The organism is Ruegeria sp. BHSB064, from assembly GCF_059613205.1.
On the sequence record NZ_JBXWSB010000021.1, the window covers coordinates 1 to 14,581 of the forward strand.

Annotated in this window: 16 protein-coding genes; 6 read left to right on the forward strand and 10 right to left on the reverse strand. The window is 57.4% G+C overall.

Features of this window, described 5'->3' with window-relative positions:
* A partial coding sequence (locus AC2FNU_RS07255; protein WP_496786624.1) for a 3-keto-5-aminohexanoate cleavage protein occupies positions 1-325 on the reverse strand: 325 nt, incomplete at its 3' end.
* 88 nt (positions 326-413) lie between these two features.
* Here AC2FNU_RS07255 and AC2FNU_RS07260 point away from each other — a divergent pair.
* A complete protein-coding gene (locus AC2FNU_RS07260; protein ID WP_496786626.1) occupies positions 414-1,313 on the forward strand; it encodes a MurR/RpiR family transcriptional regulator in 900 nt (299 codons plus the stop codon).
* Between the two features lie 38 nt (positions 1,314-1,351).
* Here the strand turns inward: AC2FNU_RS07260 and AC2FNU_RS07265 are convergent, their stop codons facing one another.
* Positions 1,352-2,353 (reverse strand): molybdopterin-binding protein, encoded by a 1,002-nt coding sequence (locus AC2FNU_RS07265; protein ID WP_496786628.1) that lies wholly within the window; start codon positions 2,351-2,353, stop codon positions 1,352-1,354.
* Positions 2,350-3,318 (reverse strand): XdhC family protein, encoded by a 969-nt coding sequence (locus AC2FNU_RS07270; RefSeq protein WP_496786630.1) that lies wholly within the window; start codon positions 3,316-3,318, stop codon positions 2,350-2,352. Before AC2FNU_RS07270 ends, AC2FNU_RS07265 begins: the two co-directional genes overlap by 4 nt.
* 228 nt (positions 3,319-3,546) lie before the next feature.
* Between AC2FNU_RS07270 and AC2FNU_RS07275 the strand changes: the two genes are divergently transcribed.
* Positions 3,547-4,047, forward strand: a complete 501-nt coding sequence (locus AC2FNU_RS07275) for a hypothetical protein (protein ID WP_496786632.1) — start codon at positions 3,547-3,549, stop codon at positions 4,045-4,047.
* A gap of 4 nt (positions 4,048-4,051) precedes the next feature.
* Here the strand turns inward: AC2FNU_RS07275 and AC2FNU_RS07280 are convergent, their stop codons facing one another.
* Positions 4,052-5,311, reverse strand: coding sequence for a vWA domain-containing protein (locus AC2FNU_RS07280; RefSeq protein WP_496786724.1), 1,260 nt, complete (start codon positions 5,309-5,311; stop codon positions 4,052-4,054).
* 58 nt (positions 5,312-5,369) lie between these two features.
* Positions 5,370-6,278, reverse strand: a complete 909-nt coding sequence (locus tag AC2FNU_RS07285; protein ID WP_496786633.1) for an AAA family ATPase — start codon at positions 6,276-6,278, stop codon at positions 5,370-5,372.
* Positions 6,279-6,439: 161 nt separating this feature from the next.
* Between AC2FNU_RS07285 and pyrC the strand changes: the two genes are divergently transcribed.
* Complete coding sequence (pyrC, locus tag AC2FNU_RS07290) at positions 6,440-7,477, forward strand: dihydroorotase (protein WP_496786634.1); 1,038 nt, start codon at positions 6,440-6,442, stop codon at positions 7,475-7,477.
* On the opposite strand, the gene AC2FNU_RS07295 is transcribed toward pyrC, so the two are convergent.
* The gene (locus AC2FNU_RS07295) at positions 7,474-8,766 is read right to left on the reverse strand and encodes an MmgE/PrpD family protein (RefSeq protein ID WP_496786635.1); all 1,293 of its coding nucleotides are present in this window, start codon (positions 8,764-8,766) and stop codon (positions 7,474-7,476) included. The two genes, pyrC and AC2FNU_RS07295, sit on opposite strands and share 4 nt — an antisense overlap.
* Before the next feature lie 37 nt (positions 8,767-8,803).
* A complete protein-coding gene (locus tag AC2FNU_RS07300) occupies positions 8,804-9,250 on the reverse strand; it encodes a type II toxin-antitoxin system RatA family toxin (RefSeq protein WP_496786637.1) in 447 nt (148 codons plus the stop codon).
* 72 nt (positions 9,251-9,322) lie between these two features.
* Between AC2FNU_RS07300 and hpt the strand changes: the two genes are divergently transcribed.
* Together hpt and AC2FNU_RS07310 are read left to right on the forward strand one after the other, a co-directional pair.
* Positions 9,323-9,865 carry a hypoxanthine phosphoribosyltransferase gene (hpt, locus tag AC2FNU_RS07305; protein WP_171089696.1) on the forward strand — a complete coding sequence of 181 codons (543 nt, stop codon included), beginning with the start codon at positions 9,323-9,325 and terminating at the stop codon, positions 9,863-9,865.
* 120 nt (positions 9,866-9,985) lie between these two features.
* Positions 9,986-10,342 (forward strand): hypothetical protein, encoded by a 357-nt coding sequence (locus AC2FNU_RS07310; protein ID WP_496786639.1) that lies wholly within the window; start codon positions 9,986-9,988, stop codon positions 10,340-10,342.
* 6 nt (positions 10,343-10,348) lie between these two features.
* Here AC2FNU_RS07310 and AC2FNU_RS07315 read toward each other — a convergent pair whose 3' ends face one another.
* Together AC2FNU_RS07315 and lipA are read right to left on the reverse strand one after the other, a co-directional pair.
* On the reverse strand, positions 10,349-11,506 hold the full coding sequence (locus AC2FNU_RS07315; RefSeq protein ID WP_496786640.1) for an amidohydrolase: 1,158 nt from the start codon (positions 11,504-11,506) through the stop codon (positions 10,349-10,351).
* Positions 11,503-12,453, reverse strand: coding sequence for a lipoyl synthase (gene lipA / locus AC2FNU_RS07320; RefSeq protein ID WP_496786642.1), 951 nt, complete (start codon positions 12,451-12,453; stop codon positions 11,503-11,505). Before lipA ends, AC2FNU_RS07315 begins: the two co-directional genes overlap by 4 nt.
* A gap of 260 nt (positions 12,454-12,713) precedes the next feature.
* Here lipA and AC2FNU_RS07325 point away from each other — a divergent pair, with 260 nt between their 5' ends.
* Positions 12,714-13,262: a peroxiredoxin gene (locus tag AC2FNU_RS07325; RefSeq protein WP_496786643.1), complete on the forward strand. Its 549-nt coding sequence runs from the start codon at positions 12,714-12,716 to the stop codon at positions 13,260-13,262.
* Between the two features lie 62 nt (positions 13,263-13,324).
* Here the strand turns inward: AC2FNU_RS07325 and AC2FNU_RS07330 are convergent, their stop codons facing one another.
* Positions 13,325-14,407 carry a DUF6456 domain-containing protein gene (locus AC2FNU_RS07330; RefSeq protein WP_496786645.1) on the reverse strand — a complete coding sequence of 361 codons (1,083 nt, stop codon included), beginning with the start codon at positions 14,405-14,407 and terminating at the stop codon, positions 13,325-13,327.
* Between the last annotated feature and the right edge of the window lie 174 nt (positions 14,408-14,581).

The window sequence follows — 14,581 nt, forward strand, 5'->3', positions numbered from 1 at the left end:
CCTGTTCCAAGCAGGCAAGCTGCGCGGAAACGTCGAACAGTCCGGCCGCTTCGGTTGTGATTTGAACATCCAACCTCGGCGCGATGCGGCGCAATTCGGCGATCGTTTCCAGATAGGATCCAGCATCCAGCGAATGCTGACCATTCGCGTCCCTTACATGAACATGAACCCCATGTGCTCCGGCAAGTTGGCAGGACCGTGCGGTTTCGACGATCTGATCTATCGTGACCGGCAGGGCAGGATGATCTGCTGTAGTCCGCCGCGCACCATTTGGCGCCACCAGGACATAGGGGGTGTTGTCGTCGTCAGCGGGATTGGGATTCATCGGTTCTTTCCTCTTACCAAGGCGCAACTAAACCTCGGACAATTCGTTTTCAATTTACGCCATAGAAAACATATGTTTTATTTTGACCATGACCCCTACCCTGATGGCACTCACGGATCAGTTAAGGCGCGAGATCGATCAGATGCCCGCGCAAATGCAGGTCGCGGCAAAGTATGTCGTCGATCATCCCGGTGACTTTGGGCTGAACCCGATCCGCGAAACCGCCGACAGGATCGGCATCAGTTCAAACGTTTTGGTACGGCTCGCGCAGCGCATGGGCTTTGACAGCTTCGATGCGTTTCGCCAACCGTTTCGCAGCGCCTTGACGACAGACAGTGAAAACCGGCTGGGGCAAGGCTGGTTAGAGCCTCCGGCGGGGCAAGACCCGTTCCATATGGCACAGGTCAAATTCGCTCAGAACGAGATGAATGTTGTGTCGCGATCCCTGCGCCTGATGGATCCGCATCTGACACAACAAGCCATCGGTCACATGGTTTCCGCGCGGCGCTGTTACGTGACCGCGACCCGGTCCAGCCACGCCCTGGCCTATTACTTTCACTACGCAGGCCGTATGGCACATCCCGGGTTGCAGTTGGTGCCCCGCCACATGGGGTCAGCCATTGACGATTTGGTCGAAGCCACGGCTGAGGATTGTCTGTTTGCCATCACCGTCCATCCCTATTCGGCCGATACGATCCAGTCGATGCGATTTGCCCGCGACCGGTCCATGCGTATCGTATTGCTGTCGGATAGCGAGGTGATCGCGCCGGGGGTCGAACCGGATGTGGTGCTGCCCGTCAGCACACGCACTCTGCATCCACTTTCAAGCTTCTCGGGCGCTATGGCCGTGTTGGAATGTTTGCTCGGGCATCTTTTTGAGGCCAGTGGCAAAGAGGCCCGGGACCGCGTGGAACAATACCAAAAAGCACGCGAAGACACGGGGGCTTATTGGCGGCCCGGCGTTTTACCAAAGCTCAGGAAACCCTGAAAACCTTGCTGTGATTCGGTACACGCGCGACGAAACGGCTAGGTTTTGCGTTTGGCACGGGGCTGCGGTCTGGTTGGAATTTCTTTGAGAAGCCCGCCAACTCCCATGGCAGCAATATCTGCACCGGTTGTCTCAACTCCACACGCGATCCGGGAAAGAACCCAATCAGCACCGTTCAACGCCGGAGAGCGCGCGCAACCCGGCAATCCAATGACCGGGCGATCCTGCAAGGCGCCCAAAAACAACAGGTTCCCGGGATCCACCGGCATTCCAAAGCGATCCACCTGCCCGCCAGCCAGTCTGACGGCCGAAGGCGCCACATCTTCCGGGTCCGACGTCGCCGAACCCGTCAGGATCATCAGCACCTCGCCGTCGCTTTGCGAGACCGCTTTGGCCAGAGAATCGACCCGGTGCGGAACGATCTGTACATCACACAGCTCCATATCCAGCAACTCGACCCGGCCCCGAATGGCGGCTATCCCCTTCTCGTTCGAAGGTCCGCCCGGAATGTCCGTCACGATCAGCCCGGCTGTTTGGTGAACCGGACGCGCCAAACGGATTGCGCCCCGCGCCAAAGCGACGGCGCGTTGGACATCCTTTTCGGGTACGGCGTAAGAGATGACCTTGATGGTCGCCACCATTCCGCCTGCTCCCATCTGCTGATGCTGCGGAACCGTGGCCACGGTGATCATCGGATTGACCTGATTGAAACGCTCAAGTGCAGCGACATCCAGAACGGCCACACCCGGCCCATCCGCCAACAGGTTGACCCGCCCTGTAAACGCCTCGGTCACGCGCAGGTTGGCTGCGGCAGCGTCAGGCGCAAGTGCTGACACCAAGGCACGTGCGGCTTCGTCTTCGTGGCAATCACCGGGCTCAAGTTGCGCGACGATGACTTCGCTCAGCCCGGTTTGCGCCAACTGCGCAACATCTTCGGCCTGCAACGCCAATCCTTTGCGCAGCTTACGCCCGTTTGCCGTCACCGAATGCGCCAAGATGGCCCCCACTGCCTGCGACACGGGAACCGGTCCAAACCTCATGCTTTGCCTCTCAGAACCGCTGTCATCTCAGCCAGAATGGCCACAGCGATTTCCGATGGTCCCGCGGCACCAATGTCCAGACCGATGGGGCCGTGAATTCTTGAGATCTGTTCCTCGGTAAACCCAGCGCTTTTCATACGTTCCACGCGCTTGGCATGGGTGCGCGCCGAGCCCAAAGCGCCGATGTAAAAGACACCAGCGTCCAGTGACGCCTGCAACGCCGGATCGTCCAGCTTGGGGTCATGGGTCAGCAAAACGATAGCGGTGCGTGCGTCCAGCCCCAGCTTGGCGACCGCTTCGTCCGGCCAATCGGTCAGGATCGTCTCCCGCGGAAAGCGTGCGCTGGATGCAAAAGCATCGCGCGGATCGATGATCGCTGGATCATAGCCCGCAATGCGCGCCATCGGCACAAGGGCCTGCGCGATATGGACGGCCCCGACAACGATCAGACGCAAAGGTGGGTTGTGAACGGCCACAAAGGTTTCACCGTCTTCTTCAAAGCCAGACCGGTCCATGCGCAGGCGTTCCGCATAAACGTTGCGGCGCAAAGCCCTGTGTCCGGTGTTTGTATTCACCTCATACGCCACGGGTTCGCGCGCGGCGCGGGCTGCGACCAGCTCGGCCAGCATGGGCTCGGGCAGGACCTTTCCAATAGGTTCAACAAGAACACGGATCGTTCCGCCACAGGCCAGCCCCACGGCAAACGCATCCTCGTCACTGACGCCAAACTCCAACAGCCGGGCTTCGCCCTCATCCAGAGCTTCAAGGGCTTCGACAATCACCGCGCCTTCCACACAACCGCCGGATACCGAACCTTCGATCCGCCCGTCGCCACCGATCACAAGCTGGGACCCAACGCGCCGAGGTGCGCTGCCCCAGGTTTCGACAACTGTCGCCAAGGCCGCGCCCCGCCCGCTGCGGTGCCAGTCCAAAGCCGTTTCCGGGCTGTTGTCGAATCGCTCCATCAAACCCTCCAGAAGTCACCCGTTTCCAACATAGGCAGGTTTGACGCGAAGAAAAGCGCAGCTGTCTTGCCAAAAGGTCTATGTCCGCTCTTTTTCAGAGCTTTAAAAGCCCGAGCCACATTCAACAAATCATAGGATTGATTGTTAGGTGTCAGGGCTCTAGCCTGCATTTGCAACCGGTGTTTTACCGGACCGCGTATCCAAAATATTTATATCGGAGACAAGCAGTTGAAACGTTTTTTGACACTGGGTGCTGCAGTAGGTCTTTTGGCCTCGACGGCAGCATGGGCTGACACATTCGAACGTTACGGAGAGGTCGAGGGCTGGAAAGTCTTCATCGACAATGAACGGAAATCCTGCCTGATCGAGGCCGTGGACGATGCGGAAAACGTCGTACAGATGGGTCTGACCGAAGATCGCAGCGTCGGTTATGTCGGCGTGTTCACCAAAGCCGATACCGATATCAAACGGGGCGAGACACAAGAGGTTGCAATCCTGATTGGTGACAACATCTACCTGGGTGAGGCCACTGGTATGAAGGGTAATATCACCAAGGGCTATTCAGGCGGCTACATTCTGTCGGACAACCCTCAATTCGCAGACGATCTGGCCAAGAAAAAGGTCATGATCGTGTTCCCCGAGACCTCATATGCCTTCACTGTTGATCTGACCGGCACGTACAAAGCCATGGAAATGGCGCGTAAGTGCAATGAAGAGCAGTTGTCGTAATCGACTAACCGGAAAGCGCGGCCATCAGCCGGGCTTTCTGACCCTGGTCGTCGGGTTCTGAAATCACGGCGGCCAGGTCTTCGAGTGAGGCAATGGAATGCCCTGCGCGGAAACTGTCCACATGCGGCAGCATGGTCGCCACGCCCTGCGCTTTTGGGGCGAACCCGTCCCAGCGCAACAGCGGATTCAGCCAAATCAGCCGTCTTGAAGACAGGTGCAGGCGCTCGATCTCTTTCTGCAGAACCTTGGGTTCGCCCCGCTCCAACCCATCCGTGATAAGCAAGACAACCGCCCCCTGCCCCATGACGCGGCGCGACCAGTCTCGATTGAATTGGTGCAGGCATTCTCCGATGCGCGTGCCACCCTCCCAATCCTGCGCCTCGGCCCCGGCGGCGGCAAGCGCTGCATCAACATCCCGTTGACGCAAATGTCGGGTGATGTTGGTCAGGCGGGTACCGAAGGTGAAGGCATGAACTTTGGCCCAGCCTGCGCCCTTGGCGTTCGATACCGTATGCAGGAAATGCAGGATGATCCGACTGTACTGGCTCATCGATCCTGAAATATCACACAGCGCCACAAGGTTGGGCCAGCGCGGTCTGGGCTGCAGCCTTGAGATATCGCGCAGTTCGCCGCCTTGCCGCATCGCCGCACGCAAGGTGCGGGCCCGGTCGATACGGTGCCCAAGATGGCTGGCCTGACCCCGGCGGGACTCGATGGGTTTGACCGGCAAGGTCATCCGCGACAAAACGCGTTTGGCTTGCGCTATTTCAGCCGTGCTCATCTGTTCAAAATCCAGATTGCGCAGTCGTTCCTCGGATGACGCCGTCTGAGTGGCGTCAATCTCGATTTCGGTTTCACCTTCGTCTTGCGCGGCAGGTTCAGGCATATCCCGTTCAACGCCGTCCAACAGAGCCTCGGCCGCCCGTTTTTCACCTGCATCCGCTTTACGCTCTTCCTGCACGCCGCGAATGGCGGGCAGCATCATGGCCATCATATGTTCCATGTATCGCGGATCACGCCAGTACATTCGAAAGACTTGCGCAAACACCGTGCGGTGTTCCGGACGGTTCACGAAACAGGCGTGCAGCGTCCAATAGAAATCGCGTTTCTCGGTAAACCCTGCCGCCCGCACAGCGTTTATGGCGTCGATCACGCGCCCCGGGCCGATCGGTAAACCCGCCTTTCTGAGGGCACGGGCAAAGTGCGTGATATTCTGTGCCAGCTTTGGGTTGTCCGGTATGTCCAGAGGGAGTTGCTCTGCCATCAGCATCCATGGGGGCTCTGCCCCCATACCCCCGGAGTATTTGGAAAAAGGTGAAGCATCAGGCCGGTTCGAGGGTGGCCTTGGCCTCGTCCAGAATGCGTTTCGCCTCGGACCCTTGCAGTTTCTGGATGTCATCCTGGTATTTCAGGATTGCGCCCAGTGTGTCGCCGATCACCTCTGGGCTCAGGTTCATCACATCCAGCGCCAGCAGGCATTTGGCCCAGTCAATGGTCTCGGCGACGCCGGGTTTCTTGAACAGGTCTTCAGTTCGTAGCCGTTGAACAAAAGCGACTACCTCACGGCTGAGCGCATTCGAAGCTTCGGGCGCGCGGGCATGCAGGATTTCAATCTCGCGCTCGAAGTCCGGATAGTCGACCCAATGGTACAGGCAGCGGCGTTTGAGGGCGTCATGCACCTCGCGCGTGCGGTTTGACGTCACGATGACAACAGGCGGCTCGGGCGCTTTGACGGTGCCGAGTTCCGGGATCGTGACCTGAAAATCGCTGAGAGCTTCCAGCAGGAAGGCTTCGAAAGGTTCATCGGTGCGGTCCAACTCGTCGATCAGCAGAACCGGCGCGCCATGTTCATCAGGCCGCATCGCTTGCAACAAGGGGCGTTCAATCAGGTATTCGTCCGAGAACAGTTCCGCCTGAAGCGCGCTGCGGTCCGCGCCGCCCGACGCCTCAGCCGTTCGGATCGCAACCATTTGCGCGGGGAAGTTCCATTCGTAAACGGCAGAGGATGCATCCAGACCTTCGTAGCATTGCAGGCGGATCAGGCGACGGTTAAGGCCGGAAGCCAGCGCTTTGGCGATTTCGGTTTTCCCAACACCTGCTTCCCCTTCCAGGAACAGCGGTCGGCCCAGCTTCAACGACAGAAAAACAACAGTCGCAAGGGCCCGTCCGCAGACATAGCCCTGGGTTCCCAGCATTTGCTGTACGGCATCAATTGAATTTGGTTGCGTCATGGAACCCTCTCTCCTTAGCGGACAAACAGGTCACGCACAGACCTGCGCGTCAAGACCTCGTGCCGCGACACAGCTACGACGTTCGGGTTGGTTGACAAGTTTTTTTGCCAACGGGTGCTGTCGCGGTTGGTCTTTTTCAACAGCTATGTTAGCGGAAGCCCATGACCGATAGCATCACGATCCGCCGCCCTGACGACTGGCACCTGCACCTGCGCGATGGCGCGATGTTGCAGGCCGTTCTACCCGAAACCGCGCGCCATTTTGGCCGTGCGATCATTATGCCCAATCTGGTGCCACCCGTAGTGACCGGTGCGCACGCCGCAGCGTATCGCGACCGCATCATGGCCGCGCTGCCCGACGGCATGACGTTTGAGCCGCTGATGACACTGTATCTGACCGAGGATACGGACCCGGACGATCTAGCCGCCGCCCATGCGAGCGGTTTGGTCAAGGCGGTGAAGCTGTACCCTGCGGGGGCCACAACAAACTCGCATTCAGGTGTGCGGAACTTTGACAACGTGCGTCCTGTGCTGGAGCGTATGGCCGAGATTGGCCTGCCCCTGTGTGTGCACGGCGAAGTCACCGATGCCGAGATCGACATTTTCGACCGTGAGGCCGTGTTCATCGACCGTGTACTGGACCCGATCCGCAAGGCCACTCCGGGTCTGCGCGTTGTGATGGAACATATCACGACCCGCGACGGTGTGCAGTATGTCAAAGCCAATGAGGCGGACCTTGGTGCAACAATCACAGCGCATCACCTGATCATCAACCGCAACCACATTCTGGTTGGCGGGATCAAACCGCATTATTACTGCCTGCCCGTCGCCAAACGTGAAGAGCATCGGTTGGAGTTGCTGAAAGCCGCGACCTCGGGCGATCCGCGGTATTTCCTTGGCACCGACAGCGCACCGCACACGGATGACAACAAAGAAATGGCCTGTGGCTGCGCTGGATGCTTCACGGCGACCAACACCATGTCCCTGGTGGCTGAGATGTTCGACCGCGAAGGCGCATTGGACAAACTGGAAGGCTTTGTTTCGCTGAATGGGCCCGCGTTCTATCACCTGCCCGTGAACGAAGACACCATCACGCTGACCAAGGGCGAGCCGGTCGTATACCCCGACAAGATCGAAACCGGAGACGGGCCCGTCACCGTTTTCGACGCCGGCTTTCCATTGCACTGGCGCGTGATCTAACCCGCCAGCTTGGAGGCCAGATCGCGGGCGCGGCCTCCGGTGCGCAGCATCGACCAGATCGCGTCCGCCTCATCCGCTCCGATCAGCTTTGCGGCTTTTGCACGTACACGATCCTCGCGGTCAGACAGCGACATTGGGGTCAGCAGATCATGTGTTGCTTCGCGGCGGATACCATCGCGGCGCAACAAAGCCAGATTCGCTTGCGTTTCTGACAAGCTCTCGTCAGCTTCAACCGTGATGCGGTCACGTAAGGACTTAATGCGTGGGTCAGCGCAAACCTTGTCCGTATAGCTGCCGGGCAAGGCTGTATCATATCCCAGGGCCTGCATCGCGATGACGGTGCGATATGAGAATTTAGCACCTAACCCGGTTGCAGGTGTCAGCTGATTACACACACTCATCCAGCGCGGGTGCGTTTTGATCTTGATCTCGGCCACTTCAGGCTCGGCGATGTCCAGTTCCCGCGCCGCTTCGAGCGCGGCGTGCAATCCGTGACAACAGGCATGGAACTTGTGACTGACGCTTTCGAACAACCATTCATCGCCCAAACCATCCAACGCGCTTATTTCCGACGCGCCCTGATGGGTTGCGCCAAAGCCAAACGGGCCTTCCAGCGCGTCTGCGTTTGCTTGAAAACCGTGATGCACCAATAAGGCTGTTTCGACACCGGCTGACGCCGCAATGCCCGCGTTATAAGGCTTGCCCATCGTCCCGAACTGCGCCTTCAGCCCGGCGGCGCGGGTGGCGGTCAGACCCAGAACGGATCGCATCTGTCCCGCATCGAAGCCCAACAACCGCCCTGTGGCGACAGCGGCCCCAAATGCGCCGGACGTGGCTGTCTGATGAAACCCGACCTGATAGTGGCCCCGGCCCAACCACAGGCCAACACGGATTGAGGTTTCCATTCCAATCAAAGCGGCTTCGAGCAAGTCGACCAGAATACGATCATCCCATTCTGCCACAGAAAGCGCCGCCGGAAGGATGGCAACAGACGGATGCCCGATATGAGCAAAATGTGTGTCGTCATAGTCCAGCGCATGAGACACGGCGCCATTCACCAACGCCGCACCGCGTAAAGGGGCCGTCCCTCCGCCGAACAGATGGGCCTGCGCCGCGCCGCCTTCGTCCAATACCATCTTTCGGATGATGGATGAGACAGGTTCGCTTGCACCCGCACGTCCAACTGCAACCCAGTCCAGAATTGACAGTGACGTGACAATCCGCGCCTGAGATGTCGTTGAAATCGGGCCCGCCGCAAACGCGGCCAATGATGTAGTGAAATCCGTCATGGGCGCAGTCTAGCGAGCGCAATTGCGGCGTAAAGACCTAGCCGTAGAGTTCTTGGGCCCGCGCCTCGAACGCGCGCACGATCCGTTGCATGGCTTCGTTGAACACAACGCCAATGATCCCTTGCAGAATTGCATTCTTGAACTCGAAATCCACGTGGAACGAGATATTGCAGCCTCCATCCGGTGCATCTTCGAACTGCCAGTCGGACTTCATGTATTTGAACGGGCCGTCCAGATACTCGGTATCGATCTTCTTCTGCTCCGCAAACAGCGTTACCCGGCTGCCAAAACGCTCGCGGAACACTTTGAACGAGATGACCAGATCAGCTTCCATCACCTGCGCCTCACCCACAGCATAGGTCTTGCGGATACGAGCTGCAGCGCACCAGGGAAGAAACTGCGGGTACTTGGCCACGTCAGCCACCAGATCATACATCTGCTGGGCGGTGTATGGCAGGTGTCGGGTTTCCGAATGGATAGGCATGGCGTCCGGTATTTGCAGGTGACAATGGCGCGTCATGTCGTATGTTGCGCGCCAAAGATCAAGGGGGCTGCGATGACTGACCGCGCATATGTGATAGATGAGATGATCTCGGCCAAGGCCATCGCTGCTAGAATAGAAGAGCTCTGTCGCGAGATCACAGCAGAATTCGGCAACACCGACAAGCTGGTTGTCGTGGGGTTGTTGCGCGGCAGTTTTGTCTTCATCGCCGATCTGGTCCGCGAACTGGATTTGCCGATCGAAGTGGATTTCCTTGAGGCGTCATCTTACGGCGACGCGATGGAAAGCAGCCGGGAAGTCCGTATTCTCAAGGACTTGCGCGGCGCAATTGAAGGGCGCGATGTGCTGGTCGTTGAAGATATCGTGGATACGGGTCACACGCTGAATCACGTCACCAAACTGCTTCAAAGCCGCAAACCCGCACGCCTGAAATCCATTGCTCTGCTCGATAAGCCCAGCCGTCGCGAGGTGGATTTCCGGTCAGACTGGATCGGTTTTGAGATCCCGGATGAATTTGTGGTCGGTTACGGTATCGACTATGCGCAGCGAAACAGAAACCTGCCCTTTATCGGCAAGGTTCGGTTTACGGGCGAATAGGTTGGCATTCACTCACTGCTTATTGCGTGGACTCTCACCAAATCATTCTACTATCTGAATACAAATAGACATAAGCTCATCTTTTCCTCTAAAGTTCTTTAAAACGATGGAGGTCTGTTGATGAAGCGTATTGTCGCGACGGTTGGTGTTGTTATGGCGATCGTAGCTCTTGCCAGTGCAGGGGCTGCCAAGGACAACAAGGGCAAAGGGCAAGGGGCCAACAAAAACAAGGTTGAAAAGGCCATCAAGTCAAACGGCAAGGCGGTTCCACCCGGCCAAATCAAAAGATATACGCGCGGCCAAAAGTTGCCGGATGACTTACGATTTGATTACATCGACGATCTCGACAATTGGAAACTCAAGCCATTGGGACCGGGTAAGAGGTATATTCGGGTGGACGATGAGATTTTGTCGATATCGGATGACACGAAGACAGTCATAGAAGCGGTTGGAATCGTTGGTGATCTTGCCAACTGAGTGAATTTAAACGGACGATCGCCTTCCGAGAGTGGTATCAATGGCGTTAAGGAAAATCCCAACACCCACAGGTATCAACTCATCTGGAAAATCGTAGTCCGGATTGTGCAGTTGTGGATGATCCCGCCCCGACCCCAACCAGAACATCGCGGCTTTTGCGCTTTTGCCGAATTGGCCAAAATCTTCTGAAAATCGCTGCGGCTGATCGACCATCTGGCATTCAATTCGCTGATCGGCACAGGATCGCTTCAGAATTGAGACGGTTTCCGGGTGATTGACGCAAGCTTCGAAGACCTCATCGTAAGAAATCTCCACCGAAAGTCCCTCGTCCTGCGCCGTCTTGTGGACCATCGCTTCGGCTTCGTCGATCAGGCGCGTCATCCGTTGATCCGAGACTGTGCGCAGCGTCACCCACAAATCAGCACGTCCGGGGGCAACACCCACAGTGCGCTCGCCCAGATTGGCGTGCGTGACGGTGGTTAAGGCGTAGTCGTCGTTCAAGTCGCCGCCTGCCCCCAAATCAGCCAAGGCTGGCATCAGTTCGGCCAAGGCACCCGCAGGTGAAATCCCATCCTGCGGGGCCGCCGCGTGCGAGGTCTTACCCGTCAAAACAATCTGCATACCGCGCGAGGCACAATTTGCCGGGCCGGTACAGAGTTCGACCGCTCCAAGCTCCAACCCCGGCAGGTTATGCAAGGACAACACGATGTCCGGAGAGATTCCGGCAAACTGCGGGTCTGCCCGGAACGCGACCGCGCCATGCCCCGTCTCTTCGGCGGCCTGAAAAATCAGAACGACCCGGCCTGATTTCGGGCGTTTGTGACTCAAAGCGTCAGCAACGCCCAGCACCATTGTCATATGGCCGTCATGGCCGCAGAGATGCCCTTTGCCATCTGTTCGCGAGACATACGGCAGATCAGACACTTCCTGGATCGGAAGGCCATCCAACTCGCACCGAACGGCCAGAGTTGGACCCGGTAGCCCGCTTTCAAAAACACCGGCAACCCCGTGTCCGCCGATGCCCGTCAGAACACGATCAGCTCCGGCTTCGCGCAATAAATCAGCAACGCGCGCCGCTGTTTGCACCTCCTGCCCCGAAAGTTCCGGGTTCTGGTGCAATTCACGGCGCAGGCGGGTCAGCCGTGCGAAAAGATCCGGGGTCACGCTTGCTGCAGCTTTTCTTGGCGCGCAGCCCTCAGACGGGCGAAATCGTCGCCCGCGTGGTAAGACGACCGTGTCAACGGTGTTGCCGACACCATCAGGAAGCCTTTTCCATAGGCCGCCTTTTCGTAAGAGGCGAATTCTTCCGGCGTGACGAAGCGATCCACACCATGGTGCTTTGGGGTCGGTTGCAGGTACTGACCAATGGTCAAAAAGTCGATATCCGCGGCGCGCATGTCATCCATGACCTGACGCACTTGTTGTTCGTCTTCGCCCAATCCAACCATGATACCGGATTTGGTGAAAATCGACGGGTCCAGCTCTTTCACACGTTGCAGCAAACGCAGCGAGTGAAAATACCGCGCGCCGGGACGGACCTCGGGGTATAGCCCCGGCACGGTTTCAAGATTGTGGTTGAACACGTCGGGTTTCGCCTGAACCACAACCTCCAGCACATCAGGTTCGCATTTCAAAAAATCCGGGGTCAGGATCTCGATCGTGGTCTTTGGCGAACGGTGGCGCACGGCACGAATGGTCTGCGCGAAATGCTCTGCTCCACCATCATTCAGGTCGTCGCGGTCCACCGACGTTATAACAACGTGGTTCAGGCCCAGTTTTTCAACCGCATGTGCCACGCGACCCGGTTCAAACGCATCCAACTCGTCAGGGCGCCCGGTGGCGATGTTGCAAAAGGTACAACCGCGCGTACAGATCTCACCCATGATCATCATGGTGGCGTGACCCTGGCTCCAGCATTCGCCAACATTGGGGCAACCCGCTTCCTCGCAGACCGTCACCAGATTGTTGTCGCGCATGATCTTGCGGGTGTCCGCATAGCCCTTGCCGCCCGGTGCCTTGACCCTGATCCAGTTCGGCTTTTTGGGTTGCGCGTTATCCGGGCGGTGCGCTTTTTCCGGGTGGCGTTGTTCTGGGATCTTGAGATCTCGCACGGGCTGTTATCCTGACTTTGGGTCAACTTTTATTACGTATAACATAGATAAGCGGACGGTGTTACACCAGCGACGCATAGCCGCTATGCACGCATTATCCACGAGCATAATGATTTAAGGCTAAACTATATTTTACCTTTTATTTTCAATGCGCAAAAGCAAGAAAAAAACTTTGCAGGTGCAGCACATCTTCGATTGAAGGTATTTTAGAACTGTTTTAAGCCCCGCGCAGATCACATTTGACTCACAGGAGCTTGAACATGAAATCTGGCGCTAAACTGCCTGACGTGACTTTTCACACACGTGTCCGCGACGACTCCATCAAGGGACCAAACCCTTTCCGTTGGGAAGACAAGACAACCGCCGATTACTTCGCTGGCAAGCGTGTGATCCTGTTCTCGCTGCCCGGTGCGTTCACGCCGACCTGCTCGACCTACCAACTGCCGGGTTTCGAGAAAGGCTTTGCCGATTTCGCCGCCAAGGGTATCGACGAGATTTACTGCATGTCGGTCAACGACAGCTTTGTGATGAACAAATGGGCGCAGGATCAAGGCTTGCAGAACGTCAAAGTCATTCCTGACGGTTCGGCAGAGTTCACGCGCAAAATGGGTATGCTGGTCGACAAAGACAATCTGGGTTTCGGAATGCGTTCTTGGCGCTATGCCGCCATCGTCAATGATGGCGTGGTCGAAGCCTGGTTCGAAGAGCCCGGTCTGATGGACAACTGCCCCGAGGATCCATATGGCGTGTCTTCACCGGAAAACGTGATGGAACATCTGCAAAAAGCGGTTGAGCCAGAAATGGCCTAAGCCGTAGCCTAAAGCTAATAGAAGGCCCGCTTTCGGCGGGCCTTTGTCATTTTCAGTGAACCTTAACCAATCATACGATCGTGCTCTGCCTGGTCCTGATAATGCCGCTTGAGCCGCTGCAAAGCGATCCGCAGCACGATTTTGCCCGACCGGGCAGACCACCCCATGCGTTTTTCTGCCTGCTCCAGCCCCTCAAGATAACAACAGCACCGCAGGGCAACGTCGCTCAGACCCGGGCCAAGTTCCGACAAGGCGCGAGCCACACGATCCCGCGCATCAGAAAAGCCCCTGCCCCCGTGCGTTTCACTGTCGTAGTCACCGCGCGCGCCAACCGTCAGGAATCGATCCCAGTTTTGCGAAACCTGCGGACCGATTTGCGCCAGTTCAAAATCTTCGCGCAAGCGTTCTCCAGCCTTTACGAGTGTTTCATCCAGAAATGGCTTTCCGTCCCGGTCGCGTCGTCTTGCCAAGGCGGTCAATGGACTTTCCGTGGCGCTATATCGAATGCGACTAACGCCCTGGGCGGGTCCCCCCGCTGGCTTTGTCCGAAAATCGCCTTGCGCTTCTGCAAAGCCAGGCTCTGCCCTGGCACTAGCCTGGTTTTCTGCCTGCGCGATCAAGTGGCTTAGTGCCGTTCGTCCCGCAGTCGTGATCCGATACCGCGAGATACGACCTGGGTTGTCGCAGGAAATCCAGTCTTTAAGCGCCAATGCCTGCGCAATCTTGCACTCGACGACCGCAGTTCTGGTGGCTGCGCTGTTGCCCGTGTCGCGGACCACAACAGCCTTGTCCATTTCCTCCGCGACGGCAAGCACCGATCCGGTTTCACTCAGACGGCGCAGAATGCGCAAAGCTTCGCGCTCAAACTCCTGCTCTTCTTCAACCTCAGATTGTGACGCAAAAGTTATTCTGCTCTCGCCCGGCACTGAAAAATGCGCTTCTGCAAGCGATTGCAGGGCGGCATCAACCAGAGGATCATCTCGGCGCATCTCGATACGCCGGATTTGTCGTAGGATGGTTGAAGCATGGCATCCGGCCGATCGCGCTATGTCACGGATCGAGCGGCCGGTTTCGGTATGGGCAAGGTATCTTTGCGCCCCCTCTGGAACCCATGCCGGAATGGTGAAAGCCATGTTGTTTTCCATCTTTATTTGCCCTCATCGACAAAACAAACTGCTACTTTTCGCCCTCGGAATGCGGGTTAACCAATTCTAACTAGAGGTCCATTCGTTACTCGTTCGTTAACCGCACGAGGCACGAACCAGATTTGATTCAAAAAGATAAACAGTCGTGAAACCATAGTTCGGCGAGACTGACCC

Excerpts from the sequence above, each read along its gene's own strand:
- AC2FNU_RS07260 (WP_496786626.1), top strand. The coding sequence starts at position 414 with ATGACCCCTACCCTGATGGCACTCACGGATCAGTTAAGGCGCGAGATC.
- AC2FNU_RS07280 (WP_496786724.1), bottom strand. The coding sequence starts at position 5,311 with ATGGCAGAGCAACTCCCTCTGGACATACCGGACAACCCAAAGCTGGCA.
- AC2FNU_RS07300 (WP_496786637.1), bottom strand. The coding sequence starts at position 9,250 with ATGCCTATCCATTCGGAAACCCGACACCTGCCATACACCGCCCAGCAG.
- AC2FNU_RS07285 (WP_496786633.1), bottom strand. The coding sequence starts at position 6,278 with ATGACGCAACCAAATTCAATTGATGCCGTACAGCAAATGCTGGGAACC.
- AC2FNU_RS07265 (WP_496786628.1), bottom strand. The coding sequence starts at position 2,353 with ATGAGGTTTGGACCGGTTCCCGTGTCGCAGGCAGTGGGGGCCATCTTG.
- AC2FNU_RS07330 (WP_496786645.1), bottom strand. The coding sequence starts at position 14,407 with ATGGAAAACAACATGGCTTTCACCATTCCGGCATGGGTTCCAGAGGGG.
- AC2FNU_RS07270 (WP_496786630.1), bottom strand. The coding sequence starts at position 3,318 with ATGGAGCGATTCGACAACAGCCCGGAAACGGCTTTGGACTGGCACCGC.
- pyrC (WP_496786634.1), top strand. The coding sequence starts at position 6,440 with ATGACCGATAGCATCACGATCCGCCGCCCTGACGACTGGCACCTGCAC.
- AC2FNU_RS07325 (WP_496786643.1), top strand. The coding sequence starts at position 12,714 with ATGAAATCTGGCGCTAAACTGCCTGACGTGACTTTTCACACACGTGTC.
- hpt (WP_171089696.1), top strand. The coding sequence starts at position 9,323 with ATGACTGACCGCGCATATGTGATAGATGAGATGATCTCGGCCAAGGCC.
- AC2FNU_RS07310 (WP_496786639.1), top strand. The coding sequence starts at position 9,986 with ATGAAGCGTATTGTCGCGACGGTTGGTGTTGTTATGGCGATCGTAGCT.
- AC2FNU_RS07295 (WP_496786635.1), bottom strand. The coding sequence starts at position 8,766 with ATGACGGATTTCACTACATCATTGGCCGCGTTTGCGGCGGGCCCGATT.